At 34.4% G+C, this 23,858-nt stretch carries 25 protein-coding genes; 10 read left to right on the forward strand and 15 right to left on the reverse strand.

From position 1 onward, the window contains the following. Positions 1–77 precede the first annotated feature (77 nt). The 3 genes from ACP7AQ_RS08045 to ACP7AQ_RS08055 all read left to right on the forward strand — a co-directional run bounded on the left by ACP7AQ_RS08045 (position 78) and on the right by ACP7AQ_RS08055 (position 2,617). Positions 78–455 carry a GxxExxY protein gene (locus ACP7AQ_RS08045; RefSeq protein WP_426090825.1) on the forward strand — a complete coding sequence of 126 codons (378 nt, stop codon included), beginning with the start codon at positions 78–80 and terminating at the stop codon, positions 453–455. Positions 456–575: 120 nt separating this feature from the next. Then, positions 576–1,718, forward strand: coding sequence for a 2-iminoacetate synthase ThiH (gene thiH, locus ACP7AQ_RS08050; RefSeq protein ID WP_426095081.1), 1,143 nt, complete (start codon positions 576–578; stop codon positions 1,716–1,718). 188 nt (positions 1,719–1,906) lie between these two features. Beyond that, positions 1,907–2,617 (forward strand): HesA/MoeB/ThiF family protein, encoded by a 711-nt coding sequence (locus tag ACP7AQ_RS08055; protein WP_426095082.1) that lies wholly within the window; start codon positions 1,907–1,909, stop codon positions 2,615–2,617. Between the two features lie 3 nt (positions 2,618–2,620). Here the strand turns inward: ACP7AQ_RS08055 and aat are convergent, their stop codons facing one another. The 3 genes from aat to ACP7AQ_RS08070 all read right to left on the reverse strand — a co-directional run bounded on the left by aat (position 2,621) and on the right by ACP7AQ_RS08070 (position 4,649). Then, positions 2,621–3,259: a leucyl/phenylalanyl-tRNA--protein transferase gene (gene aat / locus ACP7AQ_RS08060; RefSeq protein ID WP_426095083.1), complete on the reverse strand. Its 639-nt coding sequence runs from the start codon at positions 3,257–3,259 to the stop codon at positions 2,621–2,623. Positions 3,260–3,366: 107 nt separating this feature from the next. Continuing rightward, positions 3,367–3,744 (reverse strand): DUF3127 domain-containing protein, encoded by a 378-nt coding sequence (locus ACP7AQ_RS08065; protein WP_426062909.1) that lies wholly within the window; start codon positions 3,742–3,744, stop codon positions 3,367–3,369. Between the two features lie 32 nt (positions 3,745–3,776). Beyond that, positions 3,777–4,649, reverse strand: a complete 873-nt coding sequence (locus tag ACP7AQ_RS08070; RefSeq protein WP_426095084.1) for a flavin reductase family protein — start codon at positions 4,647–4,649, stop codon at positions 3,777–3,779. A 172-nt stretch (positions 4,650–4,821) separates the two neighbouring features. Between ACP7AQ_RS08070 and ACP7AQ_RS08075 the strand changes: the two genes are divergently transcribed. Next, positions 4,822–5,967, forward strand: coding sequence for a sensor histidine kinase (locus tag ACP7AQ_RS08075; RefSeq protein ID WP_426090820.1), 1,146 nt, complete (start codon positions 4,822–4,824; stop codon positions 5,965–5,967). Between the two features lies 1 nt (position 5,968). On the opposite strand, the gene ACP7AQ_RS08080 is transcribed toward ACP7AQ_RS08075, so the two are convergent. From ACP7AQ_RS08080 to greA, 3 genes are all read right to left on the reverse strand, one after another. Then, the gene (locus ACP7AQ_RS08080) at positions 5,969–7,135 is read right to left on the reverse strand and encodes a transglutaminase domain-containing protein (RefSeq protein ID WP_426095085.1); all 1,167 of its coding nucleotides are present in this window, start codon (positions 7,133–7,135) and stop codon (positions 5,969–5,971) included. A gap of 99 nt (positions 7,136–7,234) precedes the next feature. After that, a complete protein-coding gene (locus ACP7AQ_RS08085) occupies positions 7,235–7,624 on the reverse strand; it encodes an HIT family protein (protein ID WP_426062905.1) in 390 nt (129 codons plus the stop codon). 34 nt (positions 7,625–7,658) lie between these two features. Next, on the reverse strand, positions 7,659–8,135 hold the full coding sequence (gene greA, locus ACP7AQ_RS08090) for a transcription elongation factor GreA (protein WP_426062904.1): 477 nt from the start codon (positions 8,133–8,135) through the stop codon (positions 7,659–7,661). Between the two features lie 162 nt (positions 8,136–8,297). Between greA and ACP7AQ_RS08095 the strand changes: the two genes are divergently transcribed. Beyond that, positions 8,298–8,711 carry a hypothetical protein gene (locus tag ACP7AQ_RS08095; RefSeq protein WP_426095086.1) on the forward strand — a complete coding sequence of 138 codons (414 nt, stop codon included), beginning with the start codon at positions 8,298–8,300 and terminating at the stop codon, positions 8,709–8,711. A 90-nt stretch (positions 8,712–8,801) separates the two neighbouring features. Here the strand turns inward: ACP7AQ_RS08095 and ACP7AQ_RS08100 are convergent, their stop codons facing one another. From ACP7AQ_RS08100 to ACP7AQ_RS08130, 7 genes are all read right to left on the reverse strand, one after another. Further along, on the reverse strand, positions 8,802–9,251 hold the full coding sequence (locus tag ACP7AQ_RS08100; RefSeq protein ID WP_426062902.1) for a hypothetical protein: 450 nt from the start codon (positions 9,249–9,251) through the stop codon (positions 8,802–8,804). A 371-nt stretch (positions 9,252–9,622) separates the two neighbouring features. Continuing rightward, positions 9,623–11,791 carry a TonB-dependent receptor gene (locus ACP7AQ_RS08105; protein WP_426095087.1) on the reverse strand — a complete coding sequence of 723 codons (2,169 nt, stop codon included), beginning with the start codon at positions 11,789–11,791 and terminating at the stop codon, positions 9,623–9,625. Between the two features lie 265 nt (positions 11,792–12,056). Next, positions 12,057–12,461: an alternative ribosome rescue aminoacyl-tRNA hydrolase ArfB gene (gene arfB, locus ACP7AQ_RS08110; RefSeq protein WP_426095088.1), complete on the reverse strand. Its 405-nt coding sequence runs from the start codon at positions 12,459–12,461 to the stop codon at positions 12,057–12,059. Positions 12,462–12,474: 13 nt separating this feature from the next. Next, entirely contained in the window at positions 12,475–14,598 is a 2,124-nt protein-coding gene (locus ACP7AQ_RS08115) for a DUF4301 family protein (RefSeq protein WP_426095089.1), read from the reverse strand. Then, complete coding sequence (gene pnuC, locus ACP7AQ_RS08120) at positions 14,547–15,182, reverse strand: nicotinamide riboside transporter PnuC (protein WP_426062898.1); 636 nt, start codon at positions 15,180–15,182, stop codon at positions 14,547–14,549. The genes ACP7AQ_RS08115 and pnuC overlap by 52 nt, the downstream gene beginning before the upstream one ends. Then, positions 15,182–15,901: a geranylgeranylglyceryl/heptaprenylglyceryl phosphate synthase gene (locus ACP7AQ_RS08125; RefSeq protein ID WP_426095090.1), complete on the reverse strand. Its 720-nt coding sequence runs from the start codon at positions 15,899–15,901 to the stop codon at positions 15,182–15,184. Before ACP7AQ_RS08125 ends, pnuC begins: the two co-directional genes overlap by 1 nt. A 144-nt stretch (positions 15,902–16,045) precedes the next feature. Further along, positions 16,046–16,687, reverse strand: coding sequence for a 4'-phosphopantetheinyl transferase family protein (locus ACP7AQ_RS08130; RefSeq protein ID WP_426095091.1), 642 nt, complete (start codon positions 16,685–16,687; stop codon positions 16,046–16,048). 260 nt (positions 16,688–16,947) lie between these two features. On the opposite strand from ACP7AQ_RS08130, the gene ahcY reads away from it, so the two are divergent. From ahcY to ACP7AQ_RS08145, 3 genes are all read left to right on the forward strand, one after another. Then, on the forward strand, positions 16,948–18,264 hold the full coding sequence (gene ahcY / locus ACP7AQ_RS08135; protein ID WP_426095092.1) for an adenosylhomocysteinase: 1,317 nt from the start codon (positions 16,948–16,950) through the stop codon (positions 18,262–18,264). A gap of 326 nt (positions 18,265–18,590) precedes the next feature. Continuing rightward, complete coding sequence (locus ACP7AQ_RS08140) at positions 18,591–18,929, forward strand: DoxX family protein (RefSeq protein ID WP_426095093.1); 339 nt, start codon at positions 18,591–18,593, stop codon at positions 18,927–18,929. 7 nt (positions 18,930–18,936) lie between these two features. Next, a complete protein-coding gene (locus ACP7AQ_RS08145; RefSeq protein ID WP_091203024.1) occupies positions 18,937–19,275 on the forward strand; it encodes a DoxX family protein in 339 nt (112 codons plus the stop codon). Between the two features lie 214 nt (positions 19,276–19,489). Here ACP7AQ_RS08145 and rpmA read toward each other — a convergent pair whose 3' ends face one another. Together rpmA and rplU are read right to left on the reverse strand one after the other, a co-directional pair. Continuing rightward, positions 19,490–19,756 (reverse strand): 50S ribosomal protein L27, encoded by a 267-nt coding sequence (gene rpmA / locus ACP7AQ_RS08150; RefSeq protein WP_086453627.1) that lies wholly within the window; start codon positions 19,754–19,756, stop codon positions 19,490–19,492. Positions 19,757–19,779: 23 nt separating this feature from the next. Beyond that, complete coding sequence (gene rplU / locus ACP7AQ_RS08155) at positions 19,780–20,202, reverse strand: 50S ribosomal protein L21 (protein ID WP_426062894.1); 423 nt, start codon at positions 20,200–20,202, stop codon at positions 19,780–19,782. 238 nt (positions 20,203–20,440) lie between these two features. Between rplU and ACP7AQ_RS08160 the strand changes: the two genes are divergently transcribed. Continuing rightward, positions 20,441–21,766, forward strand: a complete 1,326-nt coding sequence (locus ACP7AQ_RS08160; protein ID WP_426090809.1) for a M16 family metallopeptidase — start codon at positions 20,441–20,443, stop codon at positions 21,764–21,766. A gap of 11 nt (positions 21,767–21,777) precedes the next feature. Further along, a complete protein-coding gene (locus ACP7AQ_RS08165) occupies positions 21,778–23,826 on the forward strand; it encodes an insulinase family protein (protein WP_426095094.1) in 2,049 nt (682 codons plus the stop codon). The last annotated feature ends 32 nt before the right edge of the window (positions 23,827–23,858 follow it).

A 23,858-nucleotide genomic window follows, 5' to 3' on the forward strand; every position in this document is an offset into this window, starting at 1 on the left:
ACAATAGCTGTTACTTAATTGTATGAAAATAACTATATTTAGTTTTTAATTAGTACTAATTTTTAAATTCTTAAAAAATGACTGAAAACGACATATCATTTAAAATAAGAGGAGCCATTTTCAAAGTGTACAACACTCTCGGTCCAGGATTATTTGAATCTGTTTACGAAAGTGCTTTGTATTATGAATTAACTAAAATAAATTTAAAAGTTGAAAGACAACTTGAAATCACTATTCCTTACGGCGAAATCATATTAGATGTTGCTTTTAAAATTGATTTATTAGTAGAAGACAAAGTAATTATTGAATTAAAATCTGTCGAAGATTTAGCACCTATTCACTATAAACAAATTACAAACTATTTAAAACTTACTGATAAAAAATTAGGCCTACTTGTCAATTTTAACACAGTCACTATTTTAGATGACATTAAAAGAATTGCAAATAAATTATAATTGAGAATAAAAGATTAGTACTCAGATTTTGCAAATAAAATTGACAAATCATAGAAAAATCTGCAAAAATCCGTAAAATCTGCGTGCCAAAAAACAGCATATTCTTTTCACAAAAAAACTATGAAAACATTTAATTCGGTTTTTAACACCTATGATTGGGATAGTATTAAATCCAAAATATACGGCACAACAACACTGGAAGTTGAACAGGCTTTGGCTAAAAACAAACGCAGTCTCGATGATTTTTTGGCATTAGTTTCACCAGCTGCCAAACCTTACTTAGAGCAAATGGCACAGCTAACGCATGAATCAACCAAAAAAAGATTTGGCAAAACGATTCAAATGTATGCGCCTTTGTATTTAAGCAACGAATGCCAAAACATTTGCACCTATTGTGGTTTTAGTTTAGACAACAAAATCAAACGAAAAACACTTACTGAAAATGAAATTACGCAAGAAATTGAGGTCTTGAAAAAAGCGGGATTTGATCATGTTTTATTGGTTACTGGCGAAGCCAATCACACCGTAAATATTCATTATTTTCTAAAGGTAATTGCTCAAATAAGAAATGATTTCTCTACCATTTCAGCCGAAGTACAACCGCTTTCTACAGCAGAATATGAACAATTACACGAAGCGGGTGTCTATTCGACTTTAGTATATCAGGAAACCTATCATCGTGATGTTTATAAACAATACCATACAAAAGGCAAAAAATCCAATTTTGATTTTCGTTTGGAAACACCGGATAGGATAGGAACTGCCGGTATTCATAAAATAGGATTGGGTGTTTTATTAGGATTAGAAGATTGGCGCACTGACAGTTTTTTTAACGCCTTGCATTTAGATTATTTACAAAAAACCTATTGGCAAACTAAATATGCAGTTTCATTTCCCAGATTACGACCGGCAGAAGGAGTGATTGCGCCCAACTTTATCATGGATGATGCTGATTTGACCCAACTCATTTGTGCCTATCGTTTGTGGAATCAAGATTTAGAAATCTCCCTTTCCACCCGAGAGAACGAAAAATTTCGAGATAATATTATTCCAATTGGAATCACCAGTATGAGTGCGGGTTCCAAAACTAATCCTGGTGGTTATGCAGTTGATCCACAATCCTTGGAGCAATTTGAGATCAGTGACGAACGCTCTGCTGCCGAGATTGCAAAAATTATTTCCAGTAAAGGATACGAACCCGTTTGGAAGGATTGGGATAAAAATTTTAGTCAAAGGTCGAATGTCGAAAGTCAAAAAATTTAGTCAAAGGCCAAGAGTCAAGAGTCTAAAAGTTTAGAAAGCAACATGGGTCCACACCTTATATCTATTACTAATAGCAACCGACTTTAAAAAAGTTCTCCATTGCGCTCGAACTGACATGTTTTTAACCTTTGACTTATGGACTTTATGACTTTTGACTTTATGACTTTTCAACTTTAAGACTAAAAAAAATGAGTATCATTCAAGATTTTTTACGATATAACCGTCAGATGATGCTGCCGGAAATAGGCGATTCCGGACAGGAAAAACTCAAAAAAGCTAAAGTTTTAGTGATCGGCGCAGGCGGATTGGGTTGTCCTATTTTACAGTATATAGCAACCGCCGGAGTAGGAACTATTGGCATCGTTGATTTTGACAAAATCGAATTGCACAACTTGCACCGTCAAATTTTATATACAGAGCAACAAGTTGGCAAATCAAAAGCACTTACAGCAAAATCAGTTTTGGAATCTTTAAATCCATTGATTGATATTGTTGCTTTTGAAGAAAAACTAACTATGGAAAATGCTATGCAAATCATCATGAATTTTGATGTAGTTGTGGATGGGAGTGATAATTTTGCTACTCGCTATTTAGTAAACGATACCTGTGTGATCTTAGGAAAATCATTGATTTACGGCAGCATTTTAAAATTTGAGGGACAAATGGCGGTTTTCAACTATAATGGAAATAAAAATCTTCGTGACTTATTCCCTGAACCACCAAATCCTAAAGATGTTCCTAATTGCAATTTTAATGGTGTACTGGGCACGCTTCCGGGAATTATTGGCACAATGATGGCGCATGAAACGTTGAAACTGATTATGGATTTACCTACATTGAAAAACGAATTGGTCCTTTTTAATACGCTGGATTGGAGTTTTAAGAAGCTAAAATTTTAAATATTATTTACTTTTTAATATTTCCATAAAATCTGTTCTGTCAATTTCCCTGCAACCCAAACTTTCGAGATGAGGATTATAAACCTGACAATCCAAGAGTTTATAATCTTCCTTTTTTAATTGGTTGACCAACGCTATAAGAGCCACTTTTGACGCATTTGATACTATTGAAAACATACTTTCACCACAAAAAACATGTCCCAAATCGATTCCGTACAAACCACCAACTAATACTTTATCTTGCCAGACCTCAACTGATTTTGCTATTCCTAATTCATGAAGTTTACAATAGGCTTCTATCATGTCATTGGTAATCCAAGTTCCGTTTTGACCGTCACGTTCTATATTTTGACACTTTGAAATTACGTCTCTGAAATTTTGATTGAAAGTAACAGTGAAAATATTCCTATTCAGAATGTTTCGCATACTTTTTGAAACAATCAATTCACCCAAAAATAGCACCATTCTCGGATTTGGTGACCACCACATAATGGGTTCGCCTTCTTCAAACCATGGAAAGATGCCGCTTTTATAAGAAAGCTGCAATCGTTCCAAAGATAAATCTCCGCCAATGGCCAAAACGCCATCCCAATTGGCTTCGGAAACAGGCGGAAAAAATAAATCTGAAGATAAATAATACATTTTTCAATTTAAAAAATTAATGGCAATCGCAATTTAAAAAAATAAAAAAGTCAGAAATTTAAGTAAAACTCAAACTTCTGACTTGTAACTTGTGACTTTTTTATCTCTTAGAATGGTAAATCGTCTGCTTCTTCTTCGTTTAGGTTTGTTGCTGGTGCAAATGCTTCAGCCGCTGGCATAGGAGGCATTTGCGCAGCAGTCGCTTCAGTCGATACTCTTTCTACTCTCCAACCTTGGATGGCGTTAAAATATTTAGTCACTCCTTGCGGATCAACCCATTCGCGTCCTCTCAAATTGATAGAAACTTTAACCGCTTCACCCACTTTAAAACTGTTCAATAAATCACACTTATCTTGTACAAATTCTACTAAAATATGTTGTGGATACTGCTCCTCAGTGGTTACAACTAATTCTCTTTTCAAGAAACTTCCGCTTCCCACATTTTTTGCATCCCCAAGCATTTTAATTTTTCCTGAAACTTCCATCTTCGTTGTTTTTAATGTTATTTATAATATTATTATTTTGCCAAAAGTACTTTCCAAGCCGATAAAACATCATTGTCATCCAGATATTTTTTTGCCGCCAGGTGTACTTTTTGCTGATCATCAGCACTTAAAACTCCTTTTACAGCAAAATTCTGTTGTACAAATATACTAACTTCTTCTGGTGTAGGCAAGGCTTCTACATTCCCCAACATACCTAAATCATTTCCGTTGAAAACCGGACTTTCTTTTACAAAATTAGGAATTGCATCCACTCCAATTCCTAATGTAGATAATGGTTTTGGCACTTCAAAAAGTCCTTGGTTCGATCTGGAATACCAATTGCCGCCTAATCTGGAAACCAAGTCAATTTTATATTGATCAATTGCTCCATTTTCGTCTAAAACAGACTCGTCAATATGAATACGAACTACTTCACAAAGCACTAAATTCCCAGCTCCACCCTCTGTCCCAAGCGGAATAATCTGAGTGACTTTGCATTCAAATTGAACAGGCGATTCTTTCACTCGAAAGGGTTTTACTACTTCCGAAGTGATCGGCGTCAAGCCTGATTTTAAAAACTCATCCACACCATCAGCGTACTCCGTACTGGCCAAGGAAATCTGTTGAACCATATCATAATTTACCACATTAATGACTACTTCCCCAGTTGCTTGAACATTAATTAACGTGTGTTTTATTGAATTGTCACGAACGCGTCTTGCGGGTGAAAATATAAGGATTGGGGGATTCGCACTGAACACATTAAAGAAACTAAAAGGCGACACATTTGAATTTCCTTTTGCATCCATGGTACTGGCAAAAGCAATAGGTCTTGGCCCCACTGAACATTGCAAATAACCCTGTAATTTCGCCGTTTCAATGCTTTTTGGATCAATAGTAATCATATATTTCAAAATTTGCTTAAGATACAAAAGTAGACAAATCGATTTAGTTTTTGCAGCAGAAGTCCCAATTTGAATAAAATTATGTGTGGATTTATTTTAAAAAAAAATCTTTAAGTAAAACTAAAATACTGCAGCATTTATTTCGTTACATTTATAATTCAAATTTTCATTTATGCAGTTTTCTGAAAGAAGAAATACAACCCGTTGGATTATAATTTTCGCCTCTTTTTTAATCATTTCACTGATACTTTGGAACACCTACACCTTTTTTCAAATTTTCAAAAATGAAGAACGATTAAAAATGAATCTTTGGGCACAAGCTCAAAAAACACTCATTAACGCTGGTGAAAATACAGATGTTGACCTTCCGCTTCAAATTTTTAGTGACAATACATCGATTCCTATTATACTCACAGAAAATGACAGCATTATAAACACCGTGAACATTGATGAGGTTATTGTAAAAAACAATAAAAAGGCAGTCGCATTTTTGTATGATTTAAAAAGCGAAAACGTCCCTATTGTTATTGAATATGTCCCCGGGAAATTTCAAAAACTCTATTATGGAAATTCGGCTTTACTAAATAAATTAAAATATTATCCCGTTGCTTTAGTGCTAATTATTGTGCTTTTTGGCGGTTTAGTTTACAATTTTTATCGAAGCACCAAAATGGCAACGCAAAACAAACTTTGGGCCGGTATGGCCAAAGAAACTGCACACCAGATCGGAACCCCACTCTCTTCTCTAATTGGTTGGGTCGAACTTTTAAAATCCGAAAATGAAGATGAAAGCACCACTTTTGAAATTGAAAAAGACATTGAACGTTTGCAAACCATTACCGATCGTTTTTCGAAAATAGGCTCGGAACCCAAATTAGAAAACAAAGATATTGTAGCCGAAACACGGCAATCTTACGACTATTTACAATCCCGATTCTCCAAACAAATTGAGTTTTCGTTCACTGCGCCAAAAGCTCCTATTATGGTGTCTCTCAATCCCACCCTTCACAGTTGGACAATCGAAAATTTGGTAAAAAACGCCATCGATGCGATGAAAGGAAAAGGAAAATTAGCTTTAGAAATTGATCAAGAAGGAAATTATGTAAAAATAAACGTTTCAGATACCGGCGGTGGAATTAAAAAAAAACAGTTTAAAAGCATTTTTGAACCTGGCTTTACCACCAAAAAAAGAGGTTGGGGATTGGGACTTTCATTAACCAAAAGAATCGTGGAGGAATACCATAAAGGAACCATAAAAGTCTTAAATTCTGAAATTGGCAAAGGAACAACAATGCAAGTAAGTTTAAAAAAAATCTAACTTAACGAGCTCCTAAACGGGACACTTTATAGAACATCGTTTTTCTGACTGTTTTAGAGGAATTCAAATAGTCTTGCACGAAAGAAGAATGCTCTTCGGCTTGCGACACAGCTCCGCTTATAGATTTTTTGATGGAAGCTACATTTGAAGCATTCTCACTGCCCACTGAGCCAACTTTGTAAATATCATTTTGACATTTGGATAATTTTTCTCTTGGTGCTTCAATCATACGGTAAATTTCATCATCTGAAAAAACAGGGCTGAATTTATTGTTTCTATAACGGACAAAATCATTCAATAACACAACGGCCTCATTCATTTCATTCACAATTGAATTTAATTTTTCTATATTAATACTGTGTTGTAAATAGATTAATTGTTTCTTTTTACCTTCATACCGTGCTGAAATCATCTCGTTGATCAATCCGTTTTTTTCGATTCGTTGTGCTGAAGCAAATAATTGATCAGCTTCAGACAAGCCATTATATTTGGCGATTTCTTTCCCAAAATCAAAGTATTTCTTGCTTGTATTGATTTGGATTTTACCTTCATAAAACTCCTTATTAGTAATAGGATAATTCGAAAATTGCCATAAATAGTCAAATGGAATATGGGAAGCGATTATTTTAGAAGGTTCTGCTTTAAAATAAGCATTATCTAATTTTTTATAAAATCTCCCATTATTGACATAACCTGAGCCCCAGGTTGGGTCAAAAACATACCATTTTTTATCAATTTTTGCAGCAATCCAAGCGTGAGCCAGCTCACTTACTTTTGCGTTCTGTTTAGTGTATCCTTCAATTATATAGGATTGAATTCCTATTTTTTGGGAGAGATCATTAAAAATAGAGGCGTAATGAATACAAACGCCTTTTCTGGTTTTTAAAGCCCTTGTAATTTTTTGTTGTACCGTCTCGCTAAAATTTACTGCATACATTCCGGGAACATCATAACTGATATTAGATGACGTCCAATAATATGCAGCTCGGATTTTATCCGTTTCTGTTTTAAAATTTGCATTGATATACTTTGCAATTGCTTGGGTTGAAGTTGTCGCTTTCTCGGGAATAGCCGCCATTTTAGCATCAATCAAAGAATATTCAGTGTTGACCTGTCCAAAACTAAAAAGTGAGCAAAAGAAAGAAAGAAAGAAAAAAATGTTTTTCATAGTACAGAATGAAGGCTTCATAAATCAGAAAAGGGAACAGGTTTTTACCTATTCCCTTTTAAACGAAAACCATACCAAAATATTTTATTTCTGCAACTATTATAAATTGGTTTTTATACTTTCTGCCAAAGCTTCAAATTCGTCTTTGGACAGCGATACTTTATTGTGAAAACGCATTTCATCCATTTCATTCAACGGAATCAAATGAACGTGCGCATGAGGAACTTCAAGTCCTACAACTGCCATTCCGATTCGTTTACAAGGAACCGTTTTTTCAAGGGCAATTGCTATTTTCTTAGAAAACTGCATTAGTCCCGCATACAAATCATCTTCCATCTCAAAAATCTTATTTATTTCCTGTTTCGGAATACAAAGCGTGTGTCCTTTTGCATTTGGATTTACGTCCAAAAAAGCCAAGAAATTTTCATCTTCAGCAATTTTGTAGCACGGAATTTCTCCGTTTATAATTTTTGTAAAAATACTTGACATTGTGAAATGGGTTAATTGTTAAATCTTTCGCTGTTTAATCGCGTGAAATTTCTAAAATTTCAAATTTCAAAACACCGTTCGGAACCGTGATCTCAGCAAATTCTCCAACTGATTTTCCTAACAAACCTTTTCCAATAGGTGATGTAACCGAGATTTTACCTGTTTTTAGATCGGCTTCACTTTCGGCAACTAATGTATAAGTCATTTCCATTCCGTTGGTTTGGTTTTTAATTTTTACATTCGATAAAACCAATACTTTAGAAAGATCTAGGTGAGACTCATCAATTAATCGAGCGTTCGAATGTACGTCTTCTAATTTAGCAATACGCATTTCAAGCATGCCTTGTGCTTCCTTAGCCGCATCATACTCTGCGTTCTCAGAAAGATCGCCTTTATCTCTTGCTTCAGCTATATCCGCGGATGCTTTTGGACGCATTACGCTCTTTAAATAATCCAATTCTTCTCTTAATTTTTTTAAACCTTCTGCTGTGTAATACGATACTGTACTCATAAATTCCTCATTTATATAAATAGAAAAAATCCCATCAGGACGGGATTTCTTTCCACAAAGATATTATTATTTCTTTTTCGTCAATAAATATACGTTAATCATATATAATTCAAAGTTAAATAAATTAAATTTGTTTCACTAATACTTTGACACTATTTTAAAATGAAAAAAATTCTGTTGCTCTTCGTTGCTGTTCCTTTCTTTTTTTCGTGCAGTGATTCAGGTTTTGACAACACAAATCCTTTTGTCTCGAATTACACTTTTACGATAGATATTAATATGAATTTGCCAACGTATTCGAATCTTAAATATGTGAGCAATGCGGTTTATTATCCTGGAATAGGCGCACGTGGCATTATTATTTTTAATACCGGCAGTGGTTACAATGCTTTTGATGCCGCATGTCCCAATCAAGCGATAAGTTCTTGTTCTACCATGACCATAAATGGGATAAATGCCGTTTGCGCATGTGACACTGAAGAATACAGTTTATTTACTGGACAGGGGACACTAAAATATCCTATGAAGCAATATAGAGTTCAAGTCAACGGAACGTTACTTCGGGTTTATAATTAAACCAATAAATCCGAAACGTTTAAAAACTTTTCGGATTTTTTAAAATGATGACAAAGCGCTTGTTTTAAAAGGGAAATATTATATTCTGAGTTACAATTTTGAATTATTTTTTTTGTCAAAAGTATATCTAATACCAAAAAGGCTTCTAATAATAACATCATCTTCAAACCTAAATTCTGGTGCCAGTTCGAAAATTATCGCTATTTTTTTAAAATCCTTGATTGGAAAAATTTCTAATACGGCTGGAATCACAAATGAATTCATTTGATCAGGACTACTAAAGGGACTCAAATTAATCCCAAATCCAATGGAGAATCTGTGGTATTCTTTAGTTTTAAAATTATAAAACACAGTACCTTCTACCGGCATATCTTCTAAATAATTGTTGGTAAAAATCTTTATTTCAAAACTTACTGCCTTGTTTTTATTGGTATTTATTCCCAAAGCATAATGAGAATATCCTGTTACAGCGATTTGCGAATAACTTTCAAGGCTTAGAGAAAACAAAATGATGATGAATAAAGGTTTGAAATTTTTCATTATAATAGTGATTGAGATTATAAATAGTTTTTTGTTTAACGATTGTAAATTTCAAAAAAAAAATATAATTTAAAGAATTGCCTTGTTTAATTAACTAAAATTTAACAAGTTTAATTTTATACTCATATTTCTAACTATCTTACATTTTGGTGTTTAAATCCAATAGATTTAATTCTATTACTACGAGAATTCAAATCCTATAAGAACAAATTTTATTTTTCTGACAAATTTAAAACAGAATATTTTTTTTATAAAAAAATAAAATTAACTTTCAGATAGATTTGCATCAAAATTCCTTGCTAATAGTACTATTCAAAAAATCCTGACAGTTAAACTATCAGGATTTTTTTCATTATAACTGATATAATACGCTAAAACTTCAGTGTCAATCCGGCAAGAAAATTAATTCCCGCTTGCGGATAATAATACGGATAAATATCATACATATATCCATTAGAAACATATTTTTTGTCTAAAAAATTATTTACTAAACCCGTCAAAATAATCGATTTAAAAACTGATTTTGGCTTAAACTCAAACGCAACGTTCAAATCATTCACAAAATAATCTGCCAACTTTGCAGCCGGCAATTCGATATTATTCATGTATTGTTCCCCAACGAATTTTTGCAACCATGAAATATGAAGATTCTCTACTGGTGTATAAACCAAAATATTTCCTGCAATAATTGATGGTGAGTATGCGATTTCAGTAGTCCCATAATCCTGACCTTCAACTGCTAAATCAATATTTTTATTGGCACTCAACGTAAAATTAGGACGAATAATCAATTGATTTGTTAACGCTATTGTAGCATCAACTTCCAACCCTAAACGATAACTTTTTTCGCTGTTGGAACGTATTGGAGCGCCTACATCATCTAAACTTCCTGTCAGAATCAACTGGTCTTTGTAGGCCATATAATACACATTCGAATTGAATTGTACTTTCTCTGCAACATATCTCCAACCCAATTCAAAGTCATTCAGCTTTTCCGGCTTTACATTTCCGCCTTCATAATCACTCCTATTCGGTTCGCGATTGGCTCTGGCATAAGACAAATACACCGAATTTCCAGAATTGATTGTGTAAGTAAATCCCGTTTTGGGGTTAAAGAAATTAAAAGTATCATCCACAACTGTTGACTGAACGCCGTTGGCTTTATAATTGACGGATCTATATTGCAAATCTCCAAATAAGCTTAATTGCTCCGTGATTTGGTAATTGGCTTTCGCAAAAATATTCCCGTCCGTTTTAATGGCATAATCATCGTAATAGCGATCTCCTACCTCACTCTGCGAGGCATTTCGTGCCCAAATCACTTTACCAAAATGATCGCCTTCGTACTTGTTCCATCCACCACCAAAAATAACATCCAGTTGATCATCTTTATAATTAGCAGAAAAGGTCGTTCCGTAGAAATCATTTTCTAACCATTTCTGACGCACTAAATCCGTCGTTGTTACTGCGCCAGCGGGCTGTAATCCATAATCAGCAAAATCAGCGTCTTCTTTATAATTTTCGTAAAATCCTTTTCCTTTAGTGTAATGCAAAGCAAAATTAGTATTCCAGTTTTCAGATATTTTTTCGTTCCAATGCAACTGAGAGTGATCTTGCTGGTAATTGTCGGTTTCATTGTCATAAAAACGAGCATTTCCTTGTTTGTCCGTAAAAGCACCTGCTGAATTGAATGTTCGATCATTTTGCAGCGTTTCTGCATCTATTCCGTTCCAAGACTGATACGTTTTTTCGGCACCTCCAAAAACCAATGCTTTTATCAAAGTACTTTTACCCACATACGTTCCCTGCAGGAAATACGATTTCAAATCAGATGCTCCACGATCCACAAATCCATCCGACTTGATAGCCGATAGTCGTCCTGCGATTTCGAAATGATTGTTCATTAAACCTGTACTAAATTTTACGGTGTGTTTCCTGGTGTTGAAACTTCCAAAAGAGTTGGAAAGTTCACCCGAGCTTTCTTTGGAAAAATTATCCGTAAGCATATTTAAGCTGGCGCCAAAAGCACCCGCTCCGTTAGTTGATGTTCCTACGCCGCGTTGCAATTGCAAACTCTCCAATGATGATGCAAAATCAGGCATATTTACCCAATAGGTTCCATGACTTTCAGAATCATTGTACGGAATTCCGTTGATCGTAACATTTACTCTGGTGGCATCGCTACCACGAACCCGAATTCCGGTATATCCTACACCATTTCCTGCATCAGAAGTCGTGACAACTGACGGCAAATAATTCATCAGAATAGGAATATCCTGTCCTAAATTACGGAATTTAATTTCTTTTTTACCTAAATTGCTAAAACTTACCGGTGTTTTTGTAGTAACCCGCACCGCAGAAACCAAGACTTCATCAAGTTGGTTTACTTTTGTGGTGTCTTTAATTTGAGAAAAACAGAGAAAAGAAAACAGAGAAAAGAAAATAGAAAATAGACGAATCGAAAGTGAGTTTGAAGGTTTCGCCTTTGCGCTTTGTGCTTTTTTGCCTTTGTGGCCAATAATATAAAGTAAAGTATTCATCCGTAAAAAGATTACGAATAAAAGGGGGAATTATTCTTTTGTTAAATTAAAAAATGATTGTTTTCTATGACAAATAAAGTAGTGTGCACGCTATTTTTTTATCATTTTTTCCCTTAACAGCATTACCTGTTCAGGTTCGTTGGGTATAATCTCAGCTCGTTATTTAGAGCACCCCTTTGAGACAGCGCAAATTTAGAAAAGATTTTTAGATATTCAGATAGTTTGACCGTTAGATTTTAAAAAAAAATAAAACTAAAAATTACAATTAATTTAAATCTGGTTTCCTGCGATTTTTCTTGACCTCAGAAATATTCTTTTTATCCTTTATTCGCTTTCTAATTACTGATTTTGGAATTTTAGTGGGCTTTCTTTCCTTAGGAATAAATAATGCATTTTTAATCAATTCCAAAAATCGCTTAATTACAATTTCTTTATTTCTAAACTGACTTCGGTGTTCATCGCAATTCAAGATCAGAACAGCATCAGTAGTCAATCTGGAAGATAATTTGGTTGCAACCAACAGTTTTTCCTCATCCGTTAACCCCTGAGAATGGTGCACATCAAAACTTAATACCACTTTCGAGGAAACTTTATTTACGTTCTGGCCGCCAGCTCCACTGCTGCGTACTGCTTTGAAACTTAATTCAGATAAGATTTTATCGATTTCCATTGCAAGTGATTTTTTAAGATTGATGTGCAGGTTTCAACAAATCATTCACTGTTTTTACTGGATTAAAAGTAATCAAAGGCACCTGAACAAAAACCGTCAGCCAGTTTGCCATTGCGCCGTTCCACAAACCGGGTAATTCGTATCCTTTGATACTTTCGCCCGACACATTTTTTTCAACAATAAAACCGCTGTTGTCGTCCACAAATTGAGTCAGATCAAAATTCTCATTTTTATAATTTTTAATGCCACAAACTAAATCAACCGGATTGAAATGGGTAGCGGCATTCAGAATTGCCTTTTGAGTATCATTATCTAAATCGAATTGAGAACTTTCTACTATTTGTAATGAAATCCCTCCTAGATCATCCCGTACCCAAAATGGGCCACCGCCAGGTTCTCCCTCGTTTTTCACCATTCCACATACACGTATTGGTCTGTTTAAAATCGTTTGCAGTTCCGTAATTTTATTTTTCAAGCTTTTGGAATAAAAACCATCCTTCATTGAAACATTTAAATTATCCTTCAAAAAAAGAATAATTTCATCTATTAATTGGGGTTCAATTGAAACAGAATCCAAAGCGTTTAAATAACTAAAAACCTTTTGCTGAATCCCAAATAATAATCCCGCTAAGCCTTTTTTGTACAGAGAAATTTTCTCTAAATTGTTTTGAATTACATTATCAATATTTTTGATAAACACAATATCAGCATCCAGATTATTTAAATTTTCAATCAAAGCGCCATGGCCTCCAGGTCTAAAAACTAATTGTCCGTTTTCATCTCGCAAAGGCTTATTTTTCATAGTAACCGCAATGGTATCTGTGCTTTTATTTTGATACGAATAACTAATATTTATTGCTACACCTGACTTTTTTTCAATTTCAGGTTTAATTTTATCTATAATGTTTTCAAAATGTTGTTGATGTGATTCTGAAACTGTAAAATGCAAATGAGAACTATTATTAGCACTTGAATAATGGGTGCATTCCAGCAAATGCTCTTCAACAGGAGTTGCGATATGGGTTTTATACTTGTGAAAAGGAAGAATGCCTTTTGGCTGATTCGCAAAATTAAAATAGTCCGATGACAAAAGTAATTTTATAAAATAGTAATTCTTAAAACTGCGGTCCAAAGAATCAAAATCTGTAAACTCCGCTCTCAGTTGCTTATCTATTGCTTCAAAAAAAGGAAATTGCTCCATTCCTACTATGAAAATAGAAAGTTTACTTGCTTTTTTTAGGTTGATGTAAGCGTTTATCGATTCGTTTTCAATATCAAATTCATTAATAAATTCCGTCAAAAACTTAAACATTCTGCTGGCCGCCCCAGAAGCAGGAACAAATTTGTTTAATTTTAGGTTTAATTTATGGGCATCAAAAAAATTAGCTTTTTCTTGAAAATCTTTTTCAGCTAATTTCAAAATACCATTTGACAATGTTGCCGGATTAATGACATCCGCTTTTGGTATTCCCTCTTTAAAAAAATTCAATTGCTTTTGAATATTTTTCATTGGAATTCCACACTCCTTTATATATACAAAATCAGCTGATGAAAACCCTAATTCTCTCGCTAAATTCAAATCATCGATAATAGCAATTGCTTTTTGAAGTCGCAAATCCTTGTTTCCGGAAAGTGTTATGAATGGCTTATTATTATCGATCAATGATTGCTTAAACACAGCAAAAACAGACTCTCTGCCTTCGGCTTTGTCTCTCAAGTCGTCTCTTTCCCAAGGCACATCAATGTCCGTTAGAAAAAACAAATCATACTCGTGATTGCGAGCCGCTTCATTCAACAACGGGTCACAATAGTTATAATATACCTCCGAAAAAACTTTAGTCACCATTAAATTAGTATCACAAAAAAGATATTTATTGGCAATCAGCGTTCGCTCATTTTCTAATCTGGCTTGACCATAAGCAATTGAAAGCATGTCGTCAACAGTACATATTTGTTGAATTGAGTTCCATTTTTCTTGTAAATAATCGCGTGCAAACTCAGGAACCCATTCGGTTTTATAATATTCCGCAAGTTGTTTGGCCAATGTGGTTTTGCCAGTACTTTCGGGACCAAAAAGAGCAATTTTTATAATTTCTGTGGTTCCAGTTTGCTGGAGTTGTCTGAGATTTTCTTCCATTCTAAATAGCCAAAAATGGCAACTATTGTAAATACTACGTATTGAAAACTGGTAAAAGTATAGCCTTTTGCAAAATATAACGGAATGGAAATTACATCTCCAACAATCCAAAATATCCAATTTTCTACTTTTCTTTTGGCCATCAGCCACATTCCCACAAAGAAAATCCCTGTAATGAATGTATCTATATAGGCATACCAAGTGGTGAATTTATCAAAATAATAATAAACTGAGACAACGAAGGCGACAGTAAATATAAAAAGAATTATTGCAATTCGTTTTTCTGAACTCGAAATTTTTGAAATGGGAAATTCTTCAGTATCCCCTTTTTTGCGAGTCCAATGATACCAGCCATAAATACTCATAACAAAATAATAGCCATTTATCATCATATCTCCCCATAGCGTCCATTTCCAAAGCAAATATACAAATATGGATGTACTTACTAATCCGGTTGGAAAAACTAAAATATTATCTTTTTTGGCGTACCAAACACTCAATAATCCAAAAATGACAGCTATAATTTCCAATATGATGTCTAATGTTGGGTATTCGCTGTATTGTGAAAAAAAATAATCTATCATTAATTATGGTTAAAAAAATTAATATTCTTTTCAAAAGCAGTTCCGATAATCACTAAATCGGCTCCGAAGTCATACGCATTCTTGATTCCCTGCAAATCTACGATTCCGCCGCCAACGAGTAATGGAACTTTAATGTTTTGAGCAATTAATGTAATCATTTCCAGCGGAACGGCTTGTTTAGCACCGCTTCCCGCCTCTAAATAAATCAACTTATTGCCTAACATTTCGCCTGCTTGTGCGGTTGCCAACACTAAATCTAAATTGCTCCGGTCTAAAGGCTTGGTTTTACTTACGCGTTCTACCGCTGTTTCTGTGCCACTGTCTATGAGAATATATCCCGTTGAAATAATTTCAAGTTTGGTTTGGTTTAAAATGGGCGCGGCTTTTACTTGATGTTCGATTAAATAATCCGGATTACGACCAGAGATTAATGACAAAAACAAAATGGCATCTGCTTCCGCTGAAATCTGGGAAGGATTTCCGGGAAAAAGAACTACTGGCAAATTACAGTTTTGTTTAATTTTTACAATTAGTTCGTCTAGAATAGTAGTTGTAACCTGGCTTCCGCCAATGAAAATATGAGTTGCCGGCGATTGATTTATTTTTGAAATTAAATCGGATAAATTTTCCAAAACTACTTTATCAGGATCCAGAAGAATCGCCAGAAGTTTTTGACGTTCGACTTTAGATTGAATGATTTCGTTATAAATGTTTGTCATTTTTGGCACGCAGATTACGCGGATTTTACAGATTTAAACTGATTTCTGTTAATTAGTATGATTAATTATTACCTGTGTTGTCATTGCTTGGCCATTTCGGGCACAACATGACAAACTGCGCGACGGAATACTGAATTCTGGACACTATTTTTGGAAAGCATAAACTAACGTAAAATCTTCTATTTCTTCAAAATGAATATTAAAATCTATAATCAAATTATTAAAATGAAGTTTCGCGTCATTTTGTTTAACATTTAATTCGAATGACTGAACGTTTATATGATTTTTGAAACTGATTCCTTTTTCGTTTCTAATTTTGAAAATTGCTTCTTTGGCACCCCAAATAACCGTTAATTTTCGAATGTATTCTTCACTGTCCAAATCCAGGAATTGAAATTCCGAATCACAAAATTTATCTGCGATCCGGGTGATTTTATCTCTTTGCAATTCGATATCGATTCCTACGGTTTCTTCACTGATAATAATCGCCGAAAAGTTATGCGAATGCGTTATTGAAATATGCTTTTCTCCATAAAGATGCGGTTTTCCAAATTCATCGTAATACAAATCTAAATCAGTGTGACCCGTTTCCTGCAATAATTTGCGAACACTGAGAAATGCGCGCTGGTGCATTTCGGATTTCATCCCGTCGAGCCGCATACGATTGGTCTCGTTTAAAATTACTTGTTCTAATAATTCTGTATAGGATTCGGTTACCTTCCAAACAAGAATTTGTGTGGTGTTCCCGACGATTCGAGATAAATTTATCGTTTTGAAAAGTGGCATCGTGTTATGATCTTGATTTTTAGCCCCGATTGAAGTGAAAATCCTTTTTATTTTTCTTTAAAAATAAAAAGATTGCAACAAAAAGCGGGAAATAGCTCCTAATAAAAATTATTTAGTTACTGTTCAAAAGATTAGCGGGGTAAACAATTCATAAATCTTATAGAAAACAGTTAAATTATAAAGTTATTCCGTAAATTCGCAAAAAATTTTCACCCGAGCCTGAAAGGCGAACGGACGAAGTAATTACAAATATACTATAAATGAGTACTACAACTATGCCTTTCGTGGCTTTCAAAGTAAAAGACATTTCTCTAGCGGCTTGGGGAAGAAAAGAAATTGAATTAGCAGAAGCTGAAATGCCAGGTTTAATGGCACTTCGCGCTGAATACAAAAACGAACAACCACTTGCTGGTGCTCGTATTGCAGGATGTTTGCACATGACAATCCAGACTGCGGTTTTAATTGAAACTTTAATCGCTCTTGGTGCTGAAGTGACTTGGAGTTCTTGTAACATTTTCTCTACTCAAGATCAAGCTGCTGCGGCGATTGCTGCTGCAGGAATTCAAGTTTATGCTTGGAAAGGATTGAACGAAGAAGATTTTGACTGGTGTATTGAGCAAACATTATTCTTTGGTGAAGACAGAAAACCATTAAACATGATTCTTGATGACGGTGGAGATTTGACTAACATGGTTATTGATCGTTTCCCGGAATTAGTTTCTGGAATTAAAGGATTATCTGAAGAAACTACTACTGGAGTTCACAGATTGTACGAAAGAGTAAAAGCAGGAACATTGCCAATGCCGGCAATCAACGTTAATGACTCGGTTACTAAATCGAAATTTGATAACAAATACGGTTGTAAAGAATCTGCAGTTGATGCGGTTCGTCGCGCAACTGATATTATGCTTGCTGCAAAAAGAGTAATCGTTTGTGGTTACGGTGACGTGGGTAAAGGAACTGCTGCTTCTTTTAGAGGTGCTGGTTCTATTGTTACTGTTACTGAAATTGACCCAATTTGTGCGCTTCAAGCTGCAATGGACGGTTTTGAAGTAAAAAAATTAGATACCGTTATTGCTACCGCTGATATTATCATTACCACTACTGGAAATAAAGATATCGTTTTGGGTTCTCATTTTGAAAAAATGAAAGACAAAACTATCGTTTGTAACATTGGGCATTTTGATAACGAAATTGATATGGCTTGGTTGAACACAAACCATGGTGCCTCAAAAATCGAAATCAAACCACAAGTTGACAAATATACTATTGCTGGAAAAGACATTCTTATCCTTGCTGAAGGTCGTTTAGTAAACCTTGGTTGCGCTACAGGTCACCCAAGTTTTGTAATGAGTAACTCATTTACAAACCAAACGCTTGCTCAAATCGAATTATGGAAAAACAGCGCGTCATACAATAATGAAGTTTACATGTTACCAAAACATTTAGATGAGAAAGTAGCAATGCTACACTTGGCTAAGTTAGGTGTTGAATTGGAGACTTTACGTACTGATCAAGCTGATTATATAGGTGTTCCGGTTGAAGGTCCATTCAAACCAGAATATTACAGATACTAGTCTGAAATTAGATTTTAAGATTATTGGATTTTTAGAACCCTTGCAGAAATGCGAGGGTTTTTTGTTTTTGGGCGTGACCACGTTACGCAACTTGTTGTTGTTAGTATGACCATATCACGGATTTTAATTACTAATTAAAATGTGTAAAGACCAAGGTTTAATTCACATCCCAATAAAAGTGAAACCTATTATTAATAAATCAGTAACGGAATCATTATAATCTAAGTTTATGGTATATTTGAGAGAATTATTTTTGTTCAGGAAATTCAACTTATTGAAAAGACTTAATCATAAAACCGAAAAAAAATAACCTTAACTACAAAATCATGAATACTTATTCTATTATCGCCCAACTTGTAATTGCGTTGTCCGTCAGTTATGTTTGGATTTTTAGATTTGATAACATCGTTAAAGAATTTAAACAATATGGACTTTCTGATTTAACACGAAATATTGTAGGCGCTTCTAAAATAGTGTTAGCAACGTTATTAATAACCGGCATCTGGTACCCAAAACTCGTGTTTATACCAGCGCTTTTAATGGCTTTTTTAATGGCAAGCGCACAATTTTTTCATTTTAAAGCAAAAAATCCCTGGTTTAAACATTTTCCATCATTATTCCTTTTGGCGTTATCCCTTTTTGTAGCACTATTCGCTTCCAAATAATTAAAATATGAATTTCTTAAATGTACTTATTTTCTTTTCGGCAGCCTCGTTTCTTATTTACGGAATCGCTTATTTTGTTTCTACAAATATGAAAAACGAATTCAAACGCTTTGGCCTCGAAAAGTTTGGAATATTAACCGCTGTTTTAGAATTGACAGGCGCTTTTGGTTTATTTATAGGCATCCAGAATTACACTATTTTAGTTTTTGCCTCAGGCGGCTTAGCTTTGTTGATGCTGCTTGGCGTGGGCGTAAGAATAAAGATGAAAGATTCTTTGTTAGTTTCCTTACCCGCCTTTTTTTACTTCCTTTTGAACAGCTATATTTTATACAAAACCTTAGAATAAATAATCAGAAGTTTAATTTTTATTGCAGTCAGCGAGAGTTTTTTAAAATAGCAACAACTTTTCTTAAGTGAATATACAAATTCATTCAGGTATCAAAAATCTGCAATCGAAACTTCAAACATAATTCATGATATCAATTTTTCATGAAATATTAAAACCAAAAAACCCGTCCCGATAAAATCGGGACGGGTTTTTAAATAATTGAGAAAATCAATTATGCTTCAACTTCGAATGGAAGTATGGAAACATACGATTTGTTATCTCTTTTCTTTTGGAAGAAAACAACTCCATCTACTCTTGCGTGTAGTGTGTGGTCTTTACTAATGTAAACGTTTGCACCTGGATTATGTTTTGAACCTCTTTGTCTTACGATGATGTTCCCAGCAATAGCAGCTTGACCACCAAATATCTTAACGCCTAAACGTTTTGATTCTGATTCTCTACCATTCTTTGAACTACCGACACCTTTCTTGTGAGCCATGACGTATTAGTTTTATTTTGTTATTATTCTTGTGTATCTTCTTTTTTAGCTTTAGCTACCTTTTTCTTAGGAGCTTCAACTTCTTCTGTAGTTGCTTCAGCTGCTGCTTTTTTAGGAGCTGCTTTCTTTGCACCACCACCAGTAATACCTTCAATTACAATTTGAGTAAGATATTGTCTGTGACCGTTTCTCTTTTTGTATCCTTTTCTTCTTTTCTTTTTGAAAACGATAACTTTATCTCCTTTTAAGTGTTGTAACACTTTAGCTTCTACTGAAGCACCTTCTATAGCTGGGGCGCCTAAAGTGATTGTTCCGTTGTCATCTAATAAAAGAACTTTGTCAAAAGAAACTTTTGAACCTTCTTCATTAGTCAAACGGTGAACATAAACCTTTAAGTCTTTGCTTACTTTGAACTGTTGCCCTGCTATCTCTACGATTGCATACATACTGGATTGTTTTAATAATTTTTAAGGTTGCAAATATACAATTAAATATTTACCTCGCAATCTGTTGAAGAAAAAAAATATTCTTTACGTCACAATTCTATATTTCATTGATTTTTTAAAGCTTTAATATGAAACATCTTGATGAACTAATGTTAAATCTCCCACGCCAAAATGATTTTTGTGTAACAAAAAATTAAATCCCCTACTAACTTAACATATTAACAAAATTATTAACCTTATGAAAAATTCATTAATGGCTTTAGGTGCTTTGTTTATGCTAGGAGGAGTCGCTTCAGCGCAGAAAGTAGCTTTTGAGGAATACAAATTAGACAATGGCTTGCATGTAATTTTGCACAACGATCCATCTGCTCCTACTGTGATTACATCAGTAATGTACCACGTGGGTGCCAAAGACGAAAATCCGGAAAGAACTGGTTTTGCTCACTTTTTTGAACATTTGTTATTTGAAGGAACCGAAAATATCAAACGCGGTGAGTGGTTTAAGATTGTGACCGGAAACGGCGGTGTGAATAATGCGAACACTACTGATGACAGAACGTATTACTATGAAGTTTTCCCTTCTAACAACCTAGAATTAGGTTTGTGGATGGAAGCAGAAAGAATGTTGCATCCAGTAATTAATCAAATTGGTGTTAATACTCAAAACGAAGTGGTGAAAGAAGAAAAAAGACTACGTGTTGACAATCAGCCTTACGGAAACTTTTTAGCGGAAGTAAAAAAGAATATTTTTACAAAACACCCATACCGTTGGGCAACTATTGGATCTATGAGCCATTTAGACGCTGCAACATTAGAAGAATTCCAAGCTTTCAACAAGAAATTTTACATTCCGAATAATGCTGTTTTGATTGTTGCCGGTGATTTCAAAAATGAACAAGCCAAGGAATGGATTCAAAAATATTTTGGACCTATAAAAAAAGGAGCTGCTATTCAAAGAGAAACATTTGTTGAAGAACCAATTACTCAAACCATCAGAGCAAAATTTGAAGATGCTAACATCCAAATTCCTGCAATTGTAGCAGCGTACAGAACGCCGTCTATGAAAACCAGAGATGCCAGAGTGCTAGACATGATTTCATCTATTTTAAGCGATGGAAAAAGCTCAAGATTATACAAAAAAATAGTTGACGACAAGAAAATGGCCCTACAGATTGGCGCTTTTAGTAATAGTCAAGAAGATTACGGAAGTTACATCATTTACGGTTTGCCACAAGCTCCAAACACTGCTGAAAATATTCTTGCTGAAATCGACTTGGAAATTGTAAAGCTTCAAACGGAATTACTTTCTGAAAAAGACTTACAAAAATTACAAAATAAATTCGAAAACCAATATGTAAACAGCAACTCGACCATTGACGGTATTGCTGACAACTTGGCTTCGTATCATCTGTTATATGGTGATGTAAACTTAATCAACACCGAAATCGAAATCTACCATTCTATCACTCGTGAAGAAATTAGAGATATTGCCAAGAAATATTTAAATCCAAACCAAAGATTAGTTTTGGATTACGTTCCATCTAAAGACAAAGCTCAAAACTAAGATATATCATTATGAAAAAATCAATATTAATTTTATCAAGCTTGTTCTTAACAGTAATCATGCAAGGACAAATCATCCCTCAGCCAAAACCCGGAGTCGCTCCGACAGTAAAAATTGGAAAACCGATCACCTTTGAATTAAAAAATGGCTTGAAAGTTATGGTGGTAGAAAACCATAAATTACCTCGAGTATCATTTAGTCTTACGTTAGACAATGACCCGTATACTGAAGGCGACAAAAAAGGAGTTGCTGACATGACCAGTACTTTAATTGGAAGCGGCACAACTAAAATTTCTAAAACAGCTTTCAATGAAGAAGTGGATTTCCTGGGAGCCAACATAAATTTTAGTTCTAATGGTGCTTTTGCAAGCGCATTATCTAAATATTCTGGAAGAGTTTTAGAATTAATGGCTGATGGAGCATTAAATCCAAATTTTACTCAAGAAGAATTTGATAAAGAAAAAACAAAACTTATTGAAGGATTGAAAATACAAGAAAAAAGCGTTTCAGCAGTAGCAGCAAGAGTTATAAATGTTTTAACTTATGGAAAAAACCATCCCGCAGGCGAATATGTAAGCGAAGCTACGTTGAAAAATGTAACACTTGCGGATGTAAAAGCAAATTACAATACTTATTTTGTTCCAAGTAACGCTTACCTAATTATTGTTGGTGATGTGAAATTCAAAGAAACAAAAAAAATGGTAGAGAAATTCTTTGGTTCATGGAAAAAAGCAGCTGCTCCTTCTATTCCTTACAACGATCCAAAAGATGTTTCGGCAACACAAATCAACTTTATTGATATGCCGAATGCAGTTCAATCAGAAGTTTCGGTAGGGAATATTTCGAAACTTAAAATGACTGATCCTGATTATTTTGCTGTTTTGATAGCAAACCAAATCCTTGGAGGTGATTTCAACAGTTATATTAATATGAACTTAAGAGAAGCTCACGGATGGACGTACGACGCTAGAACTAGCATTTACGGAGACAAACGCGTTTCTACTTTCAACGCCTCAACACAAGTTCGTAATGCGGTAACAGACAGTACCGTTGTAGAAATTCTGAAAGAATTTAAAAAAATCAGAACTGAAAAAGTGACTGACGAAATGTTAGCCAGCGTAAAAGCAGGATACATTGGACGATTTGTAATGCAAATTGAAAAACCACAAACGGTAGCAGGATATGCTTTGAGAATTCAAACGCAAAGTTTACCGGCTGATTTTTACGAGAATTACATCAAAAATATCAGCGCTGTAACAGCAGATGACATTTTAAGAGTTGCCAATAAATATTTCTTGGCTGACAACAGCAGAATTGTAATTGTAGGAAAAGCCGCTGATGTAGCTCCTGGTTTAGAAAAATTGAAATTCCCGGTATCGTACTTTGATAAATACGGAAATCCAACGGCTAAATCGGAATTCAAAAAATCGGTTCCAGCTGGAGTTACTGCAAAAAGTGTTATTGACAATTACATCAAAGCTATTGGCGGCGAAAAAGCAGCTTCGGCTGTAAAAACAATCGCAATGATCGGAACTACAACAATTCCACAAGCGCCTTCTCCATTAAATTTTACTTCTAAAATTGATGCTAAAGGAAAACTTATGGTTGAATTAGCCATGGGAACAATGAGCATAATGAAACAAGTAGTAAATGAAAAAGGAGCTTACGTAATGCAACAAGGACAGCGCCAAAACATCGAAGGAACAATGCTAACAGAAATGAAAGCAGCTGCAACACCATTTGAAGAATTATCTCTTTCTAAAAAACAAGGATTAACTTTAGAATCTATTGAGTCTATAAACGGAAAAGACGCTTATGCTGTTAAAAACGGAAAAACTACTTTGTTTTATGAAGTAGCATCTGGTTTGAAATTAGCCGAATCTAAAGTAGTTGAACAAGGCGGTAAAAGCATCACACAAACTACAAATTATGCAGATTACAAAGAAGTAAAAGGAGTTAAAGTTCCTTTTAATATCATACAAAATGTGGGTTTTGAATTGGATATAAAAATGTCTGATGTAAAAATTAATGAAGGTGTTTCAGATGCTGATTTTCAATAATCAAAATTTGAATGAGTGAATAAAGGCTGTCT

Origin of the sequence: Flavobacterium sp. DSR2-3-3 (genome assembly GCF_049896585.1) — a bacterium.
Taxonomy (GTDB): Bacteria; Bacteroidota; Bacteroidia; order Flavobacteriales; family Flavobacteriaceae; genus Flavobacterium.

Bases quoted from the DNA above. Each gene is read 5' to 3' on its own strand.
- ACP7AQ_RS08085 (WP_426062905.1), bottom strand. From the start codon at position 7,624: ATGTCAAGTATTTTTACAAAAATTATAAACGGAGAAATTCCGTGCTAC.
- ahcY (WP_426095092.1), top strand. From the start codon at position 16,948: ATGAGTACTACAACTATGCCTTTCGTGGCTTTCAAAGTAAAAGACATT.
- ACP7AQ_RS08165 (WP_426095094.1), top strand. From the start codon at position 21,778: ATGAAAAAATCAATATTAATTTTATCAAGCTTGTTCTTAACAGTAATC.
- ACP7AQ_RS08080 (WP_426095085.1), bottom strand. From the start codon at position 7,135: ATGAAAAACATTTTTTTCTTTCTTTCTTTCTTTTGCTCACTTTTTAGT.
- rpmA (WP_086453627.1), bottom strand. From the start codon at position 19,756: ATGGCTCACAAGAAAGGTGTCGGTAGTTCAAAGAATGGTAGAGAATCA.
- ACP7AQ_RS08055 (WP_426095082.1), top strand. From the start codon at position 1,907: ATGAGTATCATTCAAGATTTTTTACGATATAACCGTCAGATGATGCTG.
- ACP7AQ_RS08145 (WP_091203024.1), top strand. From the start codon at position 18,937: ATGAATTTCTTAAATGTACTTATTTTCTTTTCGGCAGCCTCGTTTCTT.
- ACP7AQ_RS08095 (WP_426095086.1), top strand. From the start codon at position 8,298: ATGAAAAAAATTCTGTTGCTCTTCGTTGCTGTTCCTTTCTTTTTTTCG.
- ACP7AQ_RS08160 (WP_426090809.1), top strand. From the start codon at position 20,441: ATGAAAAATTCATTAATGGCTTTAGGTGCTTTGTTTATGCTAGGAGGA.
- ACP7AQ_RS08075 (WP_426090820.1), top strand. From the start codon at position 4,822: ATGCAGTTTTCTGAAAGAAGAAATACAACCCGTTGGATTATAATTTTC.
- ACP7AQ_RS08045 (WP_426090825.1), top strand. From the start codon at position 78: ATGACTGAAAACGACATATCATTTAAAATAAGAGGAGCCATTTTCAAA.
- ACP7AQ_RS08130 (WP_426095091.1), bottom strand. From the start codon at position 16,687: ATGCCACTTTTCAAAACGATAAATTTATCTCGAATCGTCGGGAACACC.
- greA (WP_426062904.1), bottom strand. From the start codon at position 8,135: ATGAGTACAGTATCGTATTACACAGCAGAAGGTTTAAAAAAATTAAGA.
- ACP7AQ_RS08070 (WP_426095084.1), bottom strand. From the start codon at position 4,649: ATGATTACTATTGATCCAAAAAGCATTGAAACGGCGAAATTACAGGGT.
- ACP7AQ_RS08065 (WP_426062909.1), bottom strand. From the start codon at position 3,744: ATGGAAGTTTCAGGAAAAATTAAAATGCTTGGGGATGCAAAAAATGTG.
- ACP7AQ_RS08115 (WP_426095089.1), bottom strand. From the start codon at position 14,598: ATGGAAGAAAATCTCAGACAACTCCAGCAAACTGGAACCACAGAAATT.
- rplU (WP_426062894.1), bottom strand. From the start codon at position 20,202: ATGTATGCAATCGTAGAGATAGCAGGGCAACAGTTCAAAGTAAGCAAA.
- pnuC (WP_426062898.1), bottom strand. From the start codon at position 15,182: ATGATAGATTATTTTTTTTCACAATACAGCGAATACCCAACATTAGAC.
- ACP7AQ_RS08125 (WP_426095090.1), bottom strand. From the start codon at position 15,901: ATGACAAACATTTATAACGAAATCATTCAATCTAAAGTCGAACGTCAA.
- thiH (WP_426095081.1), top strand. From the start codon at position 576: ATGAAAACATTTAATTCGGTTTTTAACACCTATGATTGGGATAGTATT.
- aat (WP_426095083.1), bottom strand. From the start codon at position 3,259: ATGTATTATTTATCTTCAGATTTATTTTTTCCGCCTGTTTCCGAAGCC.
- ACP7AQ_RS08100 (WP_426062902.1), bottom strand. From the start codon at position 9,251: ATGAAAAATTTCAAACCTTTATTCATCATCATTTTGTTTTCTCTAAGC.
- ACP7AQ_RS08140 (WP_426095093.1), top strand. From the start codon at position 18,591: ATGAATACTTATTCTATTATCGCCCAACTTGTAATTGCGTTGTCCGTC.
- arfB (WP_426095088.1), bottom strand. From the start codon at position 12,461: ATGGAAATCGATAAAATCTTATCTGAATTAAGTTTCAAAGCAGTACGC.
- ACP7AQ_RS08105 (WP_426095087.1), bottom strand. From the start codon at position 11,791: ATGAATACTTTACTTTATATTATTGGCCACAAAGGCAAAAAAGCACAA.